The following is an 18818-nucleotide window of genomic DNA, read 5'->3' as shown; positions in this document are numbered from 1 at the left end:
CGTCACTGGGACATAGCCTTTTTCTTGCCGCCGCATCCATTACCTGTCGCTGCCCCCAGCACTTCATCGCGCTTTAACCGCAAAATAGTCAATTTTCGACGATTTTAGCCGACAAATCTGCCCACAGGCGCCGTGCGCTGGCAGGGTAGCCGGGGCCTTGGCTGCGCGTGCTTTGCGCCGGCCTTGAGCGCGCTTCGTGGTCAACGAGCGCTCCCACAAAAGCCTGACTGCGCATGCAACAGGCAATTGGGTCATGACCTTTTTCTTGATTACCCGCTGCCCGCGCAGTCGCGCCGCGGTGGGACATTTCAACCTTTTGCGTGACTGCCGGCGACACCCGGATGGGCGAGCAGGACACTTATTGGGTACAAAAAACCGACTTAAGGCGAACCGGGACGACAGGCTCGCCAAAAAACGCCGCATGAGTACGAAAAGCTCAGGCCTGAGCGCTCCAACGGCTTTTTACAGCCAGTAACCTGACCTAAATGTCAAGTTTTTGAACACAAAAAAGCATGAATTTGCGACAATTCGTCGACAAAGTGATTTCCAGAGCAAATATTTTTGTGTACAAAGTTGTACACCAAAAATAAATCGGGAGATCCACATGAAAATTCGTGTCATCAACCCCAATACCACCGCCAGCATGACCGACAAGATCGGCGAGGCCGCCGCGCGTATTGCCGCCGCGGATACGCGAATCGTCGCGAGCAACCCACGCAGCGGTCCGGTATCGATCGAGAGCCATTTCGACGAAGCCATCAGCGCAGTCGGCGTGCTCGAGGAAGTTCGTGCCGGGGAGCGCGAACACACCGATGCCTACATCATCGCCTGCTTCGGCGACCCAGGCCTGTTGGCCGCCCGCGAACTGACCCGCGCGCCAGTGATCGGTATCGCCGAAGCGGCCTTCCACATGGCCACGCTGATCAGCACGCGCTTCTCCATCGTCACCACCCTTGGTCGCACCGGCATCATTGCCGAGCACCTGTTGCAGAACTACGGCTTCGCCCACCACTGCCGGCGGGTGCGCGCCGCCGAGATCCCAGTACTCGACCTCGAAGACAGTGGCGACCAGGCCCTGCAACGCATCATCGACGAGTGCCTTCGAGCCAAGCGCGAGGACGGCATCGGCGCCATCGTCCTGGGCTGTGGCGGGATGGCCGACCTGACCCCGCAGATCCGCGACGCGGTTGGCTTGCCCGTGGTCGAGGGCGTCACCGCGGCGGTGAAGCTGGCCGAATCGTTGGTCAGCCTGGGCTTGGGTACCAGCAAGTTCGGCGACCTCGACTTCCCCCGCAGCAAGACCTTCACCGGACAGTTCGATTACCTGTCGCAAGCCGACTGAGCGCAGGAGCGCTAGCCACACCAGAAGCAGCTGGACGAAATAGCCATACGGACTCAGGTCACTACACAACAACAAAATCGGGGACTGCAGTGCGCGCCCCAGCACCGAGGTTCACACCATGCACACGAAAGATGCCACCGCGCAGGCCATGAGCCATTCCGCGCCTGAAGCAACCAAGGCCGCCGGCGAAGAATCCCTGGCCCCACAGAAACACCGCATCATGGGACGCACCTCCTACCTGCTGGCCTGGTTCGGCGGCTGCGTATCGATCGGCACCTTCGCCATGGGTTCCAGCATCGTCGGCACCCTCAACCTGCTGCAAGCAACCCTGGCCATCGCCATCAGCTGCTTCGTCATCGGCATCGCCCTGGCCTTCAACGGTGCCGCCGGCTACAAGTACGGCATTCCCTTCATGGTTCAGGCACGCAGTGCCTTCGGCTTCACCGGCACGCGCTTCCCCGGCCTGGTCCGGGCGGTGCCCGCCATCGTCTGGTACGGTTTCCAGAGTTGGATCGGCGCCGGCGCCCTGAACGCGGTGTCGATCACCCTGCTCGGCTTCGACAACTTGGTGTTTTACTTCGTGGTCTTCCAGTTCTTGCAGATCGGCCTGTCGATGTTCGGCTTCCAGGGCATCAAGTGGCTGGAAAACATCGGCAGCGCCTTCATCCTCGCCTCTCTGGTGTACATGTTCTACAGCGTGATCAACCGCTATGGCGATGAGATCACCACCAACCTGGTGAATATCGAGGGCACCTGGGGCCTGCCGTTCTGGGGGGCGACCATGCTCTTCCTGGGTATCTACAGCACCATGATGCTCAACGTCAGCGACTACTCGCGCGAACTGGAGAAAGGCACCGGCCCCAGCCTGCTGACCACCATCTACGCCATGTCGATCCTGCCCTGCACCCTGTTCATGGGCCTGATCGGCCTGATGGTCTCCGGTGCGACCGGGGCCTCCGACCCGATTCAGGTGTTCTCCAGCGCCGTCGACAATACGCCGCTGCTGATCGCCACCCTGCTGTTCATCGCCTTCGCCCAAGTCACCACCAACGTGTTGAACAACGTAGTGCCGCCGACCTACATCCTGATGGACGTGTTCAAGCTGCGCTTTCGTACCGCCACGGTGATCGTCGGCCTCCTGGCCTTCTGCACCTTCCCCTGGGAGCTGGTCAAGGCAGAGTCCTCCGCTGGCTTGCAGATTTTCGTACAGACCTACTCGGCGTTCCTCGGCCCGATCTTTGCTGTGCTGGTGGTGGACTACTTCATCCTGCGCCGGCGCACGCTGGACCTGCGCAAGCTGTATGACGAGAACGGCCCGTATCGCGGAGTGAACTACGCGGCGATCATCGCCTCGTTGCTCGGTGCCGCGGTCGCCCTCTGCTTCCCCGCCGTGTCCTGGTACGCCAGCCTGATCCCGGCCGGCCTGAGCTACTACCTACTGATGCGCCACTGGGCACCCTGCAAGCGTTTCAGCGAATAAGCGAACGCTGCCCCGGCCCCGCGCCGGGGCAGCAGGGCCGTCGACGACGCTCGGCGCCCTGCTGGAATCAGGCGCCGCAGAATCCTTGCGCAGCGGCGCCCGGCTAATCTGACTGAAAGAGCCCCGGAGCATCCCGCGGCACCACAAGATTAAGGAGCAGCCCATGTCCACCGATGACTTTCGTATCCAGCAAATCGATACCTCGTTGCACAACGAAGACTTGGCGCCCTTGTCGCCGGATAAACGCAAATGGGGCTGGTTCGAGATTTTCAATGTCTGGTCCAACGACATCCAGAGCCTGTTCGGCTACACCCTCGCCGCCACCCTGTTCATCTCCTACGGCCTCAGCGGCTGGGCCGTGCTGGCGGGGATCATCCTGGCGGGTTTTATCGTGATGTTTCTGGTGCAACTGACCGGCAAACCCAGCGTCAAGTACGGCATTCCGTTCCCGGTCATGGCGCGCGCCAGCATGGGGGTACGCGGCGCCAACTTCCCCGCCGTGGTGCGCGGGATCGTGGCCATTTTCTGGTACGGCGTGCAAACCTATTTCGCCTCCACCGCCGTGGCCCTGCTGATCAACTCGCTAATGGATAACCCGGCCGGTGCGGGCGCCACCTTCCTCGGCATGACCGCCGTGGGCTGGGTGTCCTACGTCATCGTCTGCGTGTTCCAGGTTGCGCTGTTCATTCGCGGCATCGACTGGATCACCAAATTCCTCAACTGGGCCGGGCCATTGGTCTATCTGGTGATGATCGCGCTGATGCTGATGATCTGGTACCAGGCCGGGCCGAGCCTGCTCAGCGAGCTGGGCAGCATCTTCCGGGGCACGGGTGAGTACGCGGCAGGTCCGGTCGCCGCCTTTATTGCCGTGGTCGGCACCATGGTCGCCTACTTCGCCGCCGTGGTGATCAACTACGGCGACTTCGCGCGCTTCGTGAAAAGCGAAAAGCAGATGACGGCCGGCAACTTTCTCGGCCTGCCGGTGAGTCTGGCGATCTTCTCGCTGATCGCCCTGGTGATTACCGCCGGCACCGTGGTGGTGTTCGGCGAAACCCTGACCAACCCGACCGACATCGTCGCCCGGGTGGACAACCTGACCCTGACCATCATCGCCGCCCTGACCTTCTTTGCCGCCACGGTCGGCATCAACCTGGTGGCCAACTTCATCCCACCGGCCTATGACATCGCCAACCTGGCACCGGCGCATATCAGCGCGCGCACCGGCGGCTTCATCACCGCGGCGATTGCCTTCTTCATTGGCGCGTTGTGGGTGTCCTTTATCAGCAACGTCGGCATCGCCGCCTTCGTCGACACCCTCGGCGCGGTACTGGCTCCGCTGTACGGCATCATCGTCGCCGACTACTACCTGGTGCGTAAGCAACAGCTCAACCTGCAAGACCTGTTCAGCGCCGAAGCCGGCTCGACCTACTATTACGACGGCGGCTGGAATCGCAAGGCGATGATCGCCTTCGGCATTGCCTCGCTGTTCTCCGTCGCCTCGGTGTGGATGCCGGGTCTCAGCAGCCTGTCGGGTTACTCGTGGATCTTCGGCGCCATGCTCGGCGCGCTGTTCCACTACCTGCTGATGCGCAAGCAGTGCGCCGGCAAAAGCACAACAGCGGCACTCGGCTCGCGCAACTGAAACCGCGGCGCACAGTTTGCCCGCGGCGGCTCAAGGTCCACGCGGGCGGCAGGACACAGGAGACGTACGCGGGCTAGGCAGGAAGGGCCTTGGCCGCGAGCGCTGCGGGCTGCCTTGATGCGTGACCTGAACAGCTCGCGGTCAAGACCGCTCCTGCAAAAGCCTGACTGTTCATATAAAGATAAAGAACCAAGAAAAAGGCTCTGCACCCGTTAACTGTGTGTAATCAGCTGGCGCGCGCCACATCGCGCAGGGATTTCACCTGGTCATGGTTACGCTGCACGCCTTGCAGTTGCTTCTCGACAAGACTGCGCACATTCGCCGGCAAGTTTTTCTTCAGCGCCACCTTGTAGTTCTTCAGGGCCACATCTTCGCCACGCTCACACTCATTGAGAATGGCTTCATCGTCTTTGCCGGTGATCACGCTCTTCAAGTCGATCCAGCCACGGTGCAAGGCAGCGGACACACTGGAGCGGGTTTGCGGGTCGCCGCCCAGGCTGCGAACCTGCTGCTGAAGCTCGTTGGCAGCGGCCGCGCACTCCAGCGCACGGCGGTTGAACAGCGTCTTGAGCTGAGTGCTTTTGACGTCTTCGGCGCACTCACGAAAACCTTTTTCACCATCTTTGCTGGTTTCAATCAGGTCGTTAAGTACCGAAATCGCTTCTTGGTTATCCATTTCGAATTCCTCATATCAGTCCATCGGTATAAGCCAAGGTTGCAGCTTGGCCGCTCAGGTGAGTGGACGGCCTGCGGTGCGCGAAGGTTCAGAAAAACTGTCAGGTTGCCACGCGAACCGAGACCAAGCAGCCGTCTACAGGCCTGATCTACGCGGAGCTGCAACCGTTCGTCGCGGAACACCACGGCAGCTCGGGCCACGGCCTCAACCGCCGCTGGCGTCTCGGCTCTGGCGGCGCTTGAGGTAGTCGACCTTCCACTGCTCCAGGCCCATGAACTCCGAATCCAGGTTGGCCTCGACCTGATATTTACCTTTCAGCGCCGCCACCTCGGCCTGCTGTTCGAGGAGAAAGCGGTCGAAGCGCTGTAGCAGCGCCGCATGCTTGCGCGTGGACAAATGAAAGGTGCCGCGGGTGTGCGGTAATTTGGCATCGAATACCAAGGCGCCAGGCCGCGCGCGAATGTTGTCGAGGTAATGCGTGGCGACCACCACGTTGAAGTAGGCGCCGTCGGTGTCCTTCTTCAGCGCCTGGCGGATCATCTGCCGCAGATCGTCGCTGTAGGTCAGTTGAATCTGCTGCGCATCGATACGCGCCTGATACCCCCACGGGGTCCAGCCATTGACCATGGCCAGGCGCTTGAGCCGTTCGAGCGGTTGCCCCTGGCGCTGCGGGGCGACCAGCACGCCATCCACGTAATTGACCACGCCCTGGCTATAGCTCAAGCCCTTGCCGGCTTTCTGCGTCTGCGCCCAAGTGGCGCTGTCCGGGTATTTGAAATCGATCTGCCCCGCTAACAGCGCCGGTAACAGTTGCTCCACCGGCAGCGCCTTATAACTGAGCTGCACCCCGCTGTGGGCGGCGAAGCGGTCGAACAGCTCACGGGCAAACCCCTGATACTGCCCCTGCTTATCGACGCTGTAGTGCGGCGCAAAGGCAAGATTTTCCACACCGATGACATAGCTCTCGGCACTGGCGCCCGAGGCACATACAACGGCGAACAGACTGCAGACGCGCGCAAGCTTCACAGCAACCCTCCTGGTGAGTCGTCGATCGAATTGAATGCTGATGGCCCGCCAGCGGCGGCGCGCCCAGTCAGCCGCCGGTCATGCTCATGAAGCGCACGACCTGAACCTGGCTATCCGCCTGGAAGTGATGCCGTTCCGGCTTAAGCTGCAACGCGCCCAGCAGCGCCTCGCGCAAGCGCTGGCCATCGCCCGGATGGGCGCGCAGCAGGCCTTTCAGGTCGAGGGCGTTTTCGTGCCCCAGACACAGCACCAGTTTGCCCTCGGCGGTGACCCGCACGCGGTTGCAGTCGCCGCAGAAGTTGTGGCTGTGCGGCGAGATAAAGCCCACCTGCGTCGCGCTCCCCACCACCTGCCAGTAACGCGACGGGCCACCGGTCTGCTTGCTGCTGCGCACCAGGCGATAACGTTGTTCGAGGCGCTGGCGCACCTCATCGCTGGTGCAGAACGTCTCTTGCCGCTGGTGACTGGAGATGCTGCCCAGCGGCATTTCTTCGATAAAGCTGATGTCCAGATCGCGCTCGATGGCGAACTCGAGCAGATCGAGCACCTCGTCGTCGTTGCGGCCTTTCTGCACCACGCTGTTCAGCTTGATCCGGCTGAAACCCGCCGCGCGCGCCGCCTCGATACCGGCCAGTACCTGGTCGAGTCGGTCGCGCCGGGTAAAGGCGGCAAAGCGTTCGCGCCGCAAGGAGTCGAGGCTGATATTCAGGCGCTTGACCCCAGCCGCGCGCAGTTGCGGAGCCAGTTCGGCCAGTTGCGAACCGTTGGTGGTGATGGCCAGGTCCTCAAGCTCGGGGCGGCTGCCCAGGCGCGCCAACAGGCTCAAGAGGTTCTTGCGCACCAGCGGTTCGCCACCGGTAATGCGGATGCGTTTGACGCCCAGACCGATAAAGGCATCGGCCACGCTATAGAGCTCTTCCAGGCTGAGGATCTGCTGGCGCGGGGCGAAGAGCATGTCCTCGCTCATGCAGTAGGTGCAGCGAAAATCGCAGCGATCGGTGACCGACAACCGCAAGTAAGTGATGCGCCGACCGAAGGGGTCGACCAGCGAGGCGTTGTGCACAGCGGGTCTCCAGGTGCTCAAGGAGCCGGGACGTTTTTGTTGTGAACCGCAGAGGAGCAGATAGAAACAGAAAAACCAAATCCTGTATACAATAAATTGACTGCGGAGTCAGTTATCTGCTCACAGCCCCACGGGGCGCCAGCTTGAGGCCGTCGCGAGGCCGGTGCTACCATGCCCGACCGCTAGCCCGGCGCCGGGTGGCACAAGAATGTATAGAGGCTTATGACCAGTATTCGCGAGCGCAACAAAGAGCTGATCTTGCGCGCGGCCAGTGAAGAGTTCGCCGACAAGGGGTTTGCCGCGAGCAAAACCAGTGACATCGCCGCCAAGGCCGGCCTGCCCAAACCCAACGTCTACTACTACTTCAAGTCGAAAGAAAACCTCTACCGCGAGGTGCTGGAAAGCATCATCGAACCGCTGCTCGCCGCCTCCGCGCCGTTCAATCAGCCCGGTAATCCAGCCGAAGTGCTAAGGGCCTATATCCGCTCGAAGATTCGCATCTCCCGTGAGTTGCCGTTCGCCTCCAAAGTGTTCGCCAGCGAGATCATGCACGGTGCGCCGCACCTCTCCGCCGAGCAAACCGAGCAGCTCAACGCCCAGGCCAAGCACAACATCTCCTGCATCCAGCGCTGGATCGACCAGGGCTTGATGGCCACCGTCGATCCGCACCACCTGATGTTCAGCATCTGGGCCGCGACCCAGACCTACGCCGATTTCGATTGGCAGATCGCCACCGTCACCGGCAAGGCCAGCCTCAGCGACGACGACTACGAAGCCGCGGCCCAGACCATCATCCGTCTGGTAATCAAGGGCTGCGAGATCGACGAAAACGTGCCCAGCCCGTCCGAGCAGGTCACTAGCGCGTAAGCCTGCTTGTCCGCCAGGCCCGGAATAAACGGCTGCAATAAAAAACGGTGAATGCCGCAAAGCATTCACCGTTTTTTATTTCTGTTTCACATACAACAGACCTGTGGGAGGCGCTTTAGCGGCGAGTTGTTAATCGTTACAGTCGCGGCTGAAGCCCCTCCCACAAGCCGCGCATGCTCAGGCGGCGATACCCGCATCCGCCTTAAGCCCAACCGCTTCCACCGCGCTGACTGCGCACTGCTCGTCGATGTCCGAGGTGTCGCCGGTGATGCCGATGGCGCCGATCACCTCGCCGCGCTCATCGCGGATCAGCACGCCACCCGGCGCCGGCACCAGGTTGCCGGCCGCCAGGTTGTTCACCGCGCCGATAAACGCCGGACGCTGCTGCGCGTCGGCGGCGATCAGGCGTGAGCCCTTGCCCAGCGCCAGCGCGCCCCATGCCTTGCCGATGGCGATCTGCGGACGCAACAGGCTGGCACCGTCTTCACGTTGCAGGCTGATCAAGTGACCACCGGCATCCAGTACCGCGACGGTCAGCGGCGCCGCTGAGATTTCCCGGCCAACCGCCAGCGCGCGATTGCTCAAGGTGGTGGCCAGTTGCAGGTTCAATGCGTTCATGTGCTGCCCTTCCAAATGAAATAAGTCGAACGAAACGCCTCGCGGGAAACCCGCAGAGGCAATCCAAAGCTCGCCCCAACTATCCCACTAGAAACAAAAAACACAATAGATAGATACAATAGAAAATTGTTTTGTATACATAAAACCAAGCAGCCCGCCTTGGCATTCGCGCAGCATGGCTCAAACAGGCGTTTTAAAAGATTTTCTGCTGAGCGCAACCCGCCGCAGAAAATTTGTTGACCACGAAGTCATGAGCTGAATAGAATCCGTCACAGCTGTTTTGTATACAATCTGATAACAAAAGAGGCACAAGACAATGGCCAAAATGAGAGCAATCGAGGCCGCCGTACTGGTGATGCGCCGCGAAGGCGTTGACACTGCGTTCGGCATCCCCGGCGCCGCCATCAACCCGCTGTACGCTGCACTGAAGAAAGTCGGCGGTATCGACCACGTCCTGGCTCGCCACGTCGAAGGTGCCTCGCACATGGCTGAGGGTTACACCCGCACCAACGCCGGCAACATCGGCGTGTGCATCGGCACCTCCGGCCCGGCTGGCACCGACATGGTCACCGGCCTGTACTCGGCATCGGCCGACTCCATCCCGATTCTGTGCATCACCGGCCAAGCGCCGCGTGCGCGTATGCACAAGGAAGACTTCCAGGCCGTCGACATCACCAGCATCGTCAAGCCGGTGACCAAGTGGGCGACCACCGTGATGGAGCCGGGCCAAGTGCCACGTGCCTTCCAGAAAGCCTTCTATGAAATGCGCAGCGGCCGTCCAGGCCCGGTGCTGATCGACCTGCCGTTCGACGTGCAGATGGCCGAGATCGAATTCGACATCGACGCCTACGAACCGCTGCCCCTGGCCAAGCCAGCGGCCAACCGCGTGCAGGCGGAGAAAGCCATTGCCCTGCTCAACGACGCCGAGCGCCCGCTGCTGGTTGCCGGTGGCGGCATCTTCAACGCCGACGCGTCAGACAAGCTGGTGGAATTCGCCGAACTGACCGGCGTACCGGTTGTGCCAACCCTGATGGGCTGGGGCGCGATCCCGGACGATCACAAACTGATGGTCGGCATGGTCGGCTTGCAGACCTCGCACCGCTACGGCAACGCCACCCTGTTGGAATCCGACCTGGTATTCGGCATCGGTAACCGTTGGGCCAACCGCCACACCGGCAGCGTCGATGTGTACACCGCAGGTCGCAAGTTCATCCACGTCGACATCGAGCCGACGCAAATCGGCCGCGTGTTCAACCCGGACCTGGGCATCGTCTCCGACGCCGGCGCCGCCCTGGACGCGTTCCTCGAAGTAGCCCGCGAGTGGAAAGCCGCTGGCAAGCTGAAAGACCGCAGTGCCTGGGTCGAATCCTGCCGTGAGCGCAAGCGCACCCTGCAACGCAAGACTCACTTCGACAACGTGCCGGTCAAGCCGCAGCGCGTCTACGAAGAGATGAACGAGTTCTTCGGCAAGGACACCTGCTACGTCAGCACCATCGGTCTGTCGCAGATTGCCGGCGCGCAGTTCCTCCACGTCTACAAGCCGCGTCACTGGATCAACTGTGGCCAGGCAGGCCCACTGGGCTGGACCATTCCGGCGGCCCTTGGCGTGGTCAAGGCCGATCCGAGCCGTTCCGTGGTGGCGCTGTCGGGCGACTATGACTTCCAGTTCATGATCGAGGAGCTGGCGGTCGGTGCGCAGTTCAACCTGCCGTACATCCACGTGCTGGTGAACAACTCCTACCTGGGTCTGATCCGTCAGGCGCAGCGCGGTTTCGAGATGGACTACTGCGTGCAGTTGGCCTTCGAGAACATCAACGCACCGGAGCTCAACGGTTACGGCGTCGACCACGTTGCCGTGGTGGAAGGCCTGGGTTGCAAGGCCATCCGCGTACTCGACGCCAACAACCTGCAAGCCGCCTTCGCCGAGGCCCAGCGCCTGATGACCGAGCACCGCGTGCCGGTAGTGGTCGAGGTCATCCTGGAGCGGGTCACCAACATCTCCATGGGTGTCGAGATCAATGCGGTCAACGAGTTCGAAGAACTCGCCGAGCGCGGCGCCGACGCACCGACTGCGATCTCGCTGCTGGATTGATGCGCTTTGCTCCCCTCTCCCACTGGGAGAGGGGCCGGGGGTGAGGGCTGTGTGAAGCACGCAGTCTTCGTCTCGACCCAATTGCTGCTGCCCTCACCCCAGCCCTTTCCCGAGGGGAGAGGTAGCTAGATCAGAGGAGGCTTATATGCCCCGTTTTGCCGCCAACCTGTCCATGCTGTTCACCGAAGTGGACTTTCTGGAGCGTTTCGACGCCGCCGCTGCCGCCGGTTTCAGCGGTGTCGAATACCTCTTCCCCTACGACTTCGCCGCTGAAGTGATCAAGGCGCGCCTGGATGCCAACCAGCTTGAGCAGGTGCTGTTCAACCTGCCGGCCGGCGATTGGGCCAAGGGCGAGCGCGGTATCGCCTGCCACCCCGACCGCGTTGAAGAATTCCGCGCCGGTGTCGACCAGGCCATCGCCTACGCCAAGGTGCTGGGCAACCAGCAGATCAACTGCCTGGCCGGTATCCGCCCGCAGGGTCTGGATTGCGCCACCGTCGAGCAGACCTTTGTCGACAACCTCAAGTTTGCCGCCGAAAAGCTCGAAGCCGCGGGCATCAAGTTGGTCATGGAAATGATCAACACCCGCGACATCCCCGGCTTCTACCTGAACACCACGAAGCAGGCCCTGGCCATTCGCGAGAAGGTCGCCAGCAGCAACCTGTACCTGCAATACGACATCTACCACATGCAAATCATGGAAGGTGACCTGGCGCGTACCGTCGAGGCCAACCTCACCGTGATCAACCATGTGCAGCTGGCCGACAACCCGGGCCGCAACGAGCCGGGCACTGGCGAGATCAACTACCGCTTCCTCTTCGAGCACCTGGACCGCATCGGCTACCAGGGCTGGATCGGCTGCGAATACAAGCCAGCCACCACCACCGCTGCCGGCCTCGGCTGGCTGAAAACCCATAACGTCATCTGACCCCGCTCGCTTTCCCTGTAGAAGCCTGACGTACTAATTACAAGAGGATTTTCTCATGGCAAAAATCGGATTTATCGGCACCGGCATCATGGGCAAGCCTATGGCGCAGAACCTGCAAAAAGCCGGGCACACCCTGTTCTTCTCCGAGCACTTCGACAAGGCCCCGGCCGACCTGTTGGGCGACAACGGCATCGGCCTGGCCAACCCGCGCGAAGTGGCGCAGGAAGCCGAATTCATCATCATCATGGTGCCGGATACCCCGCAGGTTGAAGACGTGCTGTTCCGCAAGGACGGCGTCGCCGAAGGTGTTGGCGCCGGCAAGGTAGTGATCGACATGAGCTCGATCTCGCCGACCGCGACCAAAGTCTTCGCCGAGAAGATCAAAGCCACTGGCGCTGCCTACCTTGACGCGCCGGTATCCGGCGGTGAAGTCGGTGCCAAGGCCGCGACCCTGTCGATCATGATCGGCGGTTGCCCGAATGCCTTCGAACGCGCGCTGCCGCTGTTCCAGGCCATGGGCAAGAACATCACCCGCGTCGGCGGCAGCGGCGACGGCCAGACCGCCAAGGTCGCCAACCAGATCATCGTCGCCCTGAACATCCAGGCGGTGGCCGAAGCCCTGCTGTTCGCCGCGAAGAACGGCGCCGACCCAGCCAAGGTGCGTGAAGCGCTGATGGGCGGTTTCGCCGGTTCGAAGATCCTTGAAGTGCACGGCGAGCGCATGATCAAGGGCACCTTCGACCCAGGCTTCCGTATCAGCCTGCACCAGAAAGACCTCAACCTGGCCCTGGCCGGCGCGCGCGAGCTGGGCCTCAACCTGCCCAACACCGCCAACGCCCAGCAAGTGTTCAGCACCTGCGCGGCCATCGGCGGCAGCGGCTGGGACCACTCGGCGTTGATCAAGGGCCTGGAACATATGGCCAACTTCAATATCCGTGGGGAGTGACGCGTCACTCCCGTAGGATGGGTTGAGCGCAGCGATACCCATCGAGCCAAGCCATGCCCGCCCTGATGGGTATCGCAAGCTCAACCCATCCTACCCCCCCTTTCGACCTCCCGGCAGGCGGTGTCACGGCCTGCCTGCCGGGTGGGTCGATTCTAGTGCACAGCGTCTTGCCCCAGGATGCTGCGCACTAGAACCGACGTTGTTCCAGCCATAACAAGAGAGATCGCCATGTCTATCGACCCGCAAAGCCTGCTGCGTGAGCTGTTCGCCAGCGCCATCGACGCCGCCCATCCGCGCCAGGTGTTGGCTGACTACCTGCCGGAAGATCGCAGCGGTCGGGTCATCGTCATCGGCGCCGGCAAGGCCGCCGCGGCGATGGCCGAGGTGATCGAACGCGAATGGCAAGGCGAGGTCTCCGGCCTGGTGGTCACCCGCTACGAGCACGGCGCCAACTGCCGCAAGATCGAAGTGGTCGAAGCCGCCCACCCGGTGCCGGATGATGCCGGCGAACGCGTGGCGCGCCGCGTGCTGGAACTGGTCAGCGGCCTCAGCGAAGCCGACCGGGTGCTCTTCCTGCTCTCCGGCGGCGGCTCTTCCCTGCTCGCCCTGCCGGCCGCCGGCATCAGCCTCAAGGACAAGCAGGCGATCAACAAGGCGCTGCTCAAGTCGGGCGCGTCGATCGGCGAGATGAACTGCGTGCGCAAGCACCTCTCGGCGATCAAGGGCGGCCGTCTGGCCAAGGCCTGCTGGCCGGCCAGCGTCTACACCTACGCGATTTCCGACGTGCCGGGCGACGAAGCCACGGTGATTGCCTCCGGCCCGACCGTGGCCGACCCGACCACCTCGGCCGAGGCGCTGGCGATCCTCGCCCGCTACAGCATCGACATCCCGGCCAACGTGCACGCCTGGCTGCACGACCCGCGCTCGGAAACCGTCAAGCCCGGCGACCCATGCCTGGCGCGCAGCCACTTCCAGCTGATCGCCACGCCGCAGCAGGCCCTCGACGCCGCCGCCGCCAAAGCCCGCGCCGCCGGCTTCGCCACGCTGATCCTCGGCGATCTGGAAGGCGAATCGCGCGAGGTGGCCAAGGTACATGCCGGCATCGCCAAACAAGTGCTGCTGCACGGCCAGCCGATCCGGCCGCCCTGCGTCATCCTCTCCGGCGGCGAAACCACCGTCACCGTGCGCGGCAACGGCCGTGGCGGGCGCAATGCGGAATTCCTGCTCAGCCTCACCGAGAGCCTCAAAGGCCTCGCCGGGGTCTACGCCCTGGCTGGCGACACCGACGGCATCGACGGCTCGGAAGACAACGCCGGCGCCATCATGACCCCCTACAGCTACGCCCGCGCCGGTTTGCAGGGCCTCTCGGCCCGCGACGAACTGGACAACAACAACGGCTATGGCTACTTCGCCGCCCTCGACGAACTGATCGTCACCGGGCCGACGCGTACCAACGTCAACGACTTCCGCGCCATTCTGATTCTTGAGAAATAACTGCCATGACCCCAGACAAGAAAGTAAAGATTCTCGCCACCCTCGGCCCGGCCGTTACAGGCGTCGCTGACATCCGCCAATTGGTGGAAGCCGGGGTCAACCTGTTCCGTCTCAACTTCAGCCACGGCGAACACGCCGACCACGCCCAGCGCTACAACTGGGTACGCGAAGTGGAACAGCAACTGAACACCCCCATCGGCATCCTCATGGACCTGCAAGGGCCGAAGCTGCGGGTTGGCCGCTTCGCCGACGGCAAGGTCAACCTGAGCCGTGGCCAGGCCTTCCGTCTGGACCTCGACAGCACCCCGGGCGATGCCCAGCGGGTCAACCTGCCGCACCCGGAAATCATCGAAGCGCTGCAACCGGGCATGAGCCTGCTGCTCGACGACGGCCGCCTGCGCCTGCAAGTGACCGCCAAGCACGGCACGGCCATCGACACCCAGGTGATTGCCGGTGGCGAACTGTCCGACCGCAAGGGCGTCAACGTGCCGGAAGCGCTGCTGCAACTGAGCCCGCTGACCGAGAAGGACCGCCGCGACCTGACCTTCGGCCTGGATCTGGGCGTGGACTGGGTGGCGCTGTCGTTCGTGCAGCGCCCCGAGGACATCGTCGAAGCCCGCGAGCTGATCGGTGATCGCGCCTTTCTGATGGCCAAGATCGAGAAACCCTCGGCCGTGCAGCACCTCGAAGCCATCGCCCGCCTGTGCGACGCGATCATGGTCGCCCGTGGCGACCTGGGCGTGGAAGTGCCGGCGGAAAACGTGCCGCGCATCCAGCGAGACATCATCCGCACCTGCCGCCAACTCGGTAAACCGGTGGTGGTGGCCACGCAGATGCTCGAATCCATGCGCTTCTCGCCCGCGCCAACCCGCGCCGAGGTCACCGACGTGGCCAACGCCGTGGCCGAAGGCACCGACGCGGTGATGCTCTCGGCGGAAACCGCCTCCGGCGATTACCCGCTGGAAACCGTGCAGATGATGAGCAAGATCATCCGCCAGGTGGAAAACGGTCCGGACTTCCAGAGCCAGCTCGACGTCAGCCGTCCGCAGGCCGAAGCCACGGCCTCGGATGCGATCAGCTGCGCAATCCGCCGCATCAGCGCGATCCTGCCGGTGGCGGCACTGGTCAACTACACGGAATCCGGCAGCTCCAGCCTGCGCGCCTCGCGTGAGCGGCCGAAGGCGCCGATTCTCAGCCTGACCCCAAGCCTGAATACCGCGCGGCGCCTGAGCGTGGCCTGGGGCATCTACTCGGTGGTCAACGAACGCCTGCACCAGGTCGAAGAGGTCACCAGCACCGCCCTGGAAATCGCCCAGGCGCAAGGCATGGCCAAGCGCGGCGACACCGTGGTGATCACCGCTGGCGAACCCTTCGGCCAGCCCGGCAGCACCAACAGCCTGCGCATCGAAACGCTGTATTGAGCGGTAACAGCGGGCGCGTCCTTGCCTAGGTGGGTTAGCGGCGCGGAACAGCGTCCGCCAAGTCGAGCACGACAACGGAGCGCCGCGTAACCCACCGTCGCTGTCGCCAGCGCCTGGTTTTTCACCCCGAGCCCGTATGCCGCCACTGCCCCATCACGCCCTGCACGGCTTTCGCGCCTTGCTGCATGGTTTCAGCCAGATCTTCCTGCAGGCGCACGCCGGCTGCGGGTTGCTGATCGTCCTGGCGATTCTGGTCGGCGCGCCGGATCTGCTCGGCGGCGCCCTGCTCGGCGGGCTCAGCAGCATGCTGGTGGCGCAACGACGCGGCTACACCAAGGCCGATATCGACAGCGGCCTGTATGGCTACAACGGTATCCTCCTCGGTCTGCTGATCAGCCTGCACTTCAGCTGGTCGCCGCTCATTCCGTTGCTGATCATCGTCAGCGCCGGGCTGTCCAGCCTGCTGCTGGCACCCTGGATGCAGCGCATGCGCGAACGTCACTGGCTGCCCGCGTTTACCTTCCCGTTCGTGGCCCTGAGCTGGTTGCTGCTGTGGCTGGCGCCGCCCTTGCAGTTACAACCGCAGCCGATTGCAGAGGCCGCACTCCCCAGCATCGGCTGGTTCAGCGCACTGCTGGCCCTGGCACGCGGGCTGGGCCAAGTGATTTTTCTCGAAGCACCGCTGGCCGGGCTGTGCCTGCTGCTCGGCTTGTGCCTGGCCAATCGCCGCGCCGCGCTGTGGGCGCTGCTCGGCTCGGCGGGCGGCTTGAGCCTGGCGCTCCACCAGGGCTGGGCCCAGCACAGCGCGCTGGCCGGGCTGTATGGCTATAACGCGGCGCTGGCGGCAATTGCCTTGAGCCAAGTGCATCGCCAAGCGTGGGTAGCGTTGCTGGGGATTGTGCTTGCCCTGCTCTTGCAGCCTGGCTTCACTGCCGTTGGTCTGCCAGCGCTGAGCATGCCATTCATTCTGGCCTGCTGGCTGATCCAAGCCAGCCAACGCCTGTTACGCCGCGCGGCGGCGGATTGCGCGCCGATGCGCTAATGCGCTAATGCGCTTGCATCCCCCCGGCCAAACTCCCTAGCAGGCCGTTGAAAAACTACCTGCCTTACCGATACGGCGTTTTCAACGGTCTGCTAGGCTGGCGCGCACAGCAGGCCCACGGGAGCACACAAAATCCGCATGGATAACTCACACGACTGGCGCCAGCGCCTGTACGTCATCATCTTCCAGACCGACACCCCAGCCGGGCAGCGCTTCGATCGTTATCTGCTGCTGACCATCCTGGCCAGCCTGATCGTGGTGATGCTCGACAGCATCGACGACGTCCACAGCCAATACGGCGGATTACTGGCCGGTCTGGAGTGGGGCTTCACCGCGCTGTTCGCCGTGGAATACCTGGTGCGCCTGTACTGCTCGCCCAAGCCGCTGCGCTATGCCTTCAGCTTCTACGGGTTGATCGACCTGCTGGCGATCCTCCCCGGCCTGCTCGCCCTGCTCTACCCGGACGCGCAATACCTGCTGATCATCCGGGTGATCCGCATGCTGCGGGTGTTTCGCGTGCTCAAGCTCAGCCCTTACCTGCGCCAGGCCAACTTTCTGCTCACCGCGCTGCGCGGCAGTAAACAGAAAATCATCGTGTTCTTCGCCTGCATCGCCATTCTGGTGACGGTGTTCGGCACCCTGATGTACGTGATCGAAGGCCCCGTGCATGGCTTCACCAGCATTCCCAAGGGCATCTACTGGGCGGTGGTGACCCTGACCACCGTCGGCTTCGGCGATATCGTCCCGCAAACCCCGCTGGGCCAGGCGCTGTCGACTCTGGTGATGATCACCGGTTACTCGATCATCGCCGTGCCCACCGGCATCTTCACCGCCGAGCTGGCCACCGCCATGCGCGGCAACGAACAGTTGGTGCACGACTGCCCCAGCTGCGCGAAAAACACCCACGAGCACGGTGCGGCGTTCTGTAACCGCTGCGGCAATCCGCTATTTCCACGGCAGGTCGATCAGCGCTGATGCAGGGCTTCAGACAAACAGCGCCCTTCGTAGGGCAGACATGCCGCAGGCTTGTCCGCCGCTGCGGCGCCGCTAGTGGCCAGGCTTAAAGCCCCAGGGTTGACGTATCAGCCGCGCTCGACCGGCGCCGAGGTCAGCTCGAACGGGCTATTGCTGCGCCGCTGGTTACGGTCTTCGCGCGGGGTGGCGCCGAAGAAGTTGCGGTAGGCGCTGGAGAAATGCGGGCCGGAGGAAAAGCCGCAGGATAGACCGATCTGGATGATCGACTTACTGGTCTGCATCAGCAGTTGCCGGGCCTTGTTCAGGCGCAGCTCCAGGTAATACTGGCTGGGTACGCGATTGAGGTACTGCTTGAAGATCCGCTCTAGCTGCCGACGCGACACGCAGACATGCTGGGCGATCTCGTCGGTGGTCAGTGGCTCTTCGATATTCGCCTCCATCAGCAGCACCGCCTGGGTCAGCTTCGGGTGGCTGGAACCCAGGCGGTTCTGCAACGGAATACGCTGGCGCTCGCCGCCCTCGCGGATGCGTTCGACCACCAGCTCTTCCGACACCGCACCGGCCAGTTCGGCGCCATGGTCGCGGGCCAACAGGGCCAACAGCAGGTCGAGCACGGCCAGGCCGCCACAGGCAGTCAGGCGGTCACGGTCCCAGTCGAACAAGTGGCTGGTAGCGATGACTTTGGGGAAGCGCTCGGTGAAGTCGTCCTGCCAGCGCCAGTGCACCGCCGCGCGGTAACCATCGAGCAAACCGAGTTGTGCCAAGGGGTACACCCCGGCCGCCACCGCACCGATCACACAGCCGGCACGCACCTGTTGCTTGAGCGCACTGGACAGCGCCGGAAGCATCGCACCAGGGGGTTCATCGGCAAGCAGAAAGAGCCTCTGACAGCCCTCCAACTTACCCGCCCACGGCTCGCCCGGCAGACGCCACGCGCCCTCGGTCGGCGTTTCCGCCTGGAGGAACGACAGTTCGTAGACCACTTCAGGGTGGACACGCTGGGCGACGCGCAAGGCTTCCTCGGCCAAGGCCAAGGTCAGAGGCTTGGTGTTGGGCCAAAGCAGGAAGCCGATTCGGTGGGCATTCATGTGGGGCAGTTTAGGCTCTGGTGGGCATTTAAGGGCATATCGCCCGGATAAGCGTTAGCAAACACCGTAGGAGCGGGCCATGCCGGCGATTGCGCTTGGCCGCTCCTACGAACAACAG

The 18818-nt window shown here is 62.9% G+C and carries 16 protein-coding genes; 11 read left to right on the top strand and 5 right to left on the bottom strand.

All coding sequences use genetic code 11. From position 1 onward, the window contains the following. Nucleotides 1–604: 604 nt before the first annotated feature. From B3M58_RS00590 to B3M58_RS00580, 3 genes are all read left to right on the top strand, one after another. Nucleotides 605–1342, top strand: coding sequence for an aspartate/glutamate racemase family protein (locus tag B3M58_RS00590; protein ID WP_296216604.1), 738 nt, complete (start codon nt 605–607; stop codon nt 1340–1342). Between the two features lie 118 nt (nt 1343–1460). Then, on the top strand, nt 1461–2822 hold the full coding sequence (locus B3M58_RS00585) for an NCS1 family transporter (protein WP_296216602.1): 1362 nt from the start codon (nt 1461–1463) through the stop codon (nt 2820–2822). A gap of 163 nt (nt 2823–2985) precedes the next feature. Further along, nucleotides 2986–4464 carry an NCS1 family nucleobase:cation symporter-1 gene (locus B3M58_RS00580; protein WP_296216601.1) on the top strand — a complete coding sequence of 493 codons (1479 nt, stop codon included), beginning with the start codon at nt 2986–2988 and terminating at the stop codon, nt 4462–4464. A 226-nt stretch (nt 4465–4690) separates the two neighbouring features. Here the strand turns inward: B3M58_RS00580 and B3M58_RS00575 are convergent, their stop codons facing one another. The 3 genes from B3M58_RS00575 to moaA form a co-directional block, all read right to left on the bottom strand. Then, nucleotides 4691–5140 carry a PA2169 family four-helix-bundle protein gene (locus B3M58_RS00575; protein ID WP_296216600.1) on the bottom strand — a complete coding sequence of 150 codons (450 nt, stop codon included), beginning with the start codon at nt 5138–5140 and terminating at the stop codon, nt 4691–4693. A gap of 204 nt (nt 5141–5344) precedes the next feature. Next, the gene (locus B3M58_RS00570) at nt 5345–6166 is read right to left on the bottom strand and encodes a substrate-binding periplasmic protein (RefSeq protein WP_296216598.1); all 822 of its coding nucleotides are present in this window, start codon (nt 6164–6166) and stop codon (nt 5345–5347) included. 67 nt (nt 6167–6233) lie between these two features. Beyond that, nucleotides 6234–7229, bottom strand: coding sequence for a GTP 3',8-cyclase MoaA (gene moaA / locus B3M58_RS00565; protein WP_296216595.1), 996 nt, complete (start codon nt 7227–7229; stop codon nt 6234–6236). 222 nt (nt 7230–7451) lie between these two features. Here moaA and B3M58_RS00560 point away from each other — a divergent pair, with 222 nt between their 5' ends. Further along, nucleotides 7452–8096 (top strand): TetR/AcrR family transcriptional regulator, encoded by a 645-nt coding sequence (locus tag B3M58_RS00560; protein ID WP_296216594.1) that lies wholly within the window; start codon nt 7452–7454, stop codon nt 8094–8096. A gap of 177 nt (nt 8097–8273) precedes the next feature. Here B3M58_RS00560 and B3M58_RS00555 read toward each other — a convergent pair whose 3' ends face one another. Continuing rightward, nucleotides 8274–8714: a GlcG/HbpS family heme-binding protein gene (locus tag B3M58_RS00555; RefSeq protein ID WP_296216592.1), complete on the bottom strand. Its 441-nt coding sequence runs from the start codon at nt 8712–8714 to the stop codon at nt 8274–8276. A 316-nt stretch (nt 8715–9030) separates the two neighbouring features. Between B3M58_RS00555 and gcl the strand changes: the two genes are divergently transcribed. The 7 genes from gcl (at nt 9031) to B3M58_RS00520 (ending at nt 17612) form a co-directional block, all read left to right on the top strand. After that, nucleotides 9031–10806: a glyoxylate carboligase gene (gene gcl, locus B3M58_RS00550; protein ID WP_296216590.1), complete on the top strand. Its 1776-nt coding sequence runs from the start codon at nt 9031–9033 to the stop codon at nt 10804–10806. A gap of 145 nt (nt 10807–10951) precedes the next feature. Further along, a complete protein-coding gene (hyi, locus tag B3M58_RS00545; RefSeq protein WP_296216588.1) occupies nt 10952–11734 on the top strand; it encodes a hydroxypyruvate isomerase in 783 nt (260 codons plus the stop codon). A gap of 55 nt (nt 11735–11789) precedes the next feature. Then, nucleotides 11790–12680, top strand: coding sequence for a 2-hydroxy-3-oxopropionate reductase (locus B3M58_RS00540; protein ID WP_296216586.1), 891 nt, complete (start codon nt 11790–11792; stop codon nt 12678–12680). 228 nt (nt 12681–12908) lie between these two features. Then, nucleotides 12909–14174 carry a glycerate kinase type-2 family protein gene (locus tag B3M58_RS00535; protein WP_296216584.1) on the top strand — a complete coding sequence of 422 codons (1266 nt, stop codon included), beginning with the start codon at nt 12909–12911 and terminating at the stop codon, nt 14172–14174. Nucleotides 14175–14179: 5 nt separating this feature from the next. Further along, on the top strand, nt 14180–15595 hold the full coding sequence (pyk, locus tag B3M58_RS00530) for a pyruvate kinase (RefSeq protein WP_296216583.1): 1416 nt from the start codon (nt 14180–14182) through the stop codon (nt 15593–15595). Between the two features lie 136 nt (nt 15596–15731). Then, on the top strand, nt 15732–16637 hold the full coding sequence (locus B3M58_RS00525; RefSeq protein WP_296216582.1) for an urea transporter: 906 nt from the start codon (nt 15732–15734) through the stop codon (nt 16635–16637). A gap of 138 nt (nt 16638–16775) precedes the next feature. After that, the gene (locus tag B3M58_RS00520; RefSeq protein WP_296216581.1) at nt 16776–17612 is read left to right on the top strand and encodes an ion transporter; all 837 of its coding nucleotides are present in this window, start codon (nt 16776–16778) and stop codon (nt 17610–17612) included. Nucleotides 17613–17719: 107 nt separating this feature from the next. Here B3M58_RS00520 and argR read toward each other — a convergent pair whose 3' ends face one another. Continuing rightward, nucleotides 17720–18700, bottom strand: a complete 981-nt coding sequence (gene argR, locus B3M58_RS00515; RefSeq protein ID WP_296216578.1) for a transcriptional regulator ArgR — start codon at nt 18698–18700, stop codon at nt 17720–17722. Nucleotides 18701–18818: the final 118 nt, after the last annotated feature.

The organism is Pseudomonas sp. UBA2684 (assembly GCA_002354655.1).
Taxonomy (GTDB): Bacteria; Pseudomonadota; Gammaproteobacteria; order Pseudomonadales; family Pseudomonadaceae; genus Aquipseudomonas.
The sequence above is the reverse complement of the archived record's forward strand: the minus strand, read 5'-3'. Positions and strand labels throughout refer to the sequence as shown.

Bases quoted from the DNA above. Each gene is read 5' to 3' on its own strand.
- argR (WP_296216578.1), bottom strand. From the start codon at position 18,700: ATGAATGCCCACCGAATCGGCTTCCTGCTTTGGCCCAACACCAAGCCT.
- B3M58_RS00575 (WP_296216600.1), bottom strand. From the start codon at position 5,140: ATGGATAACCAAGAAGCGATTTCGGTACTTAACGACCTGATTGAAACC.
- B3M58_RS00525 (WP_296216582.1), top strand. From the start codon at position 15,732: ATGCCGCCACTGCCCCATCACGCCCTGCACGGCTTTCGCGCCTTGCTG.
- B3M58_RS00555 (WP_296216592.1), bottom strand. From the start codon at position 8,714: ATGAACGCATTGAACCTGCAACTGGCCACCACCTTGAGCAATCGCGCG.
- B3M58_RS00590 (WP_296216604.1), top strand. From the start codon at position 605: ATGAAAATTCGTGTCATCAACCCCAATACCACCGCCAGCATGACCGAC.
- B3M58_RS00580 (WP_296216601.1), top strand. From the start codon at position 2,986: ATGTCCACCGATGACTTTCGTATCCAGCAAATCGATACCTCGTTGCAC.
- B3M58_RS00560 (WP_296216594.1), top strand. From the start codon at position 7,452: ATGACCAGTATTCGCGAGCGCAACAAAGAGCTGATCTTGCGCGCGGCC.
- B3M58_RS00520 (WP_296216581.1), top strand. From the start codon at position 16,776: ATGGATAACTCACACGACTGGCGCCAGCGCCTGTACGTCATCATCTTC.
- hyi (WP_296216588.1), top strand. From the start codon at position 10,952: ATGCCCCGTTTTGCCGCCAACCTGTCCATGCTGTTCACCGAAGTGGAC.
- gcl (WP_296216590.1), top strand. From the start codon at position 9,031: ATGGCCAAAATGAGAGCAATCGAGGCCGCCGTACTGGTGATGCGCCGC.
- B3M58_RS00585 (WP_296216602.1), top strand. From the start codon at position 1,461: ATGCACACGAAAGATGCCACCGCGCAGGCCATGAGCCATTCCGCGCCT.
- pyk (WP_296216583.1), top strand. From the start codon at position 14,180: ATGACCCCAGACAAGAAAGTAAAGATTCTCGCCACCCTCGGCCCGGCC.
- B3M58_RS00540 (WP_296216586.1), top strand. From the start codon at position 11,790: ATGGCAAAAATCGGATTTATCGGCACCGGCATCATGGGCAAGCCTATG.
- B3M58_RS00535 (WP_296216584.1), top strand. From the start codon at position 12,909: ATGTCTATCGACCCGCAAAGCCTGCTGCGTGAGCTGTTCGCCAGCGCC.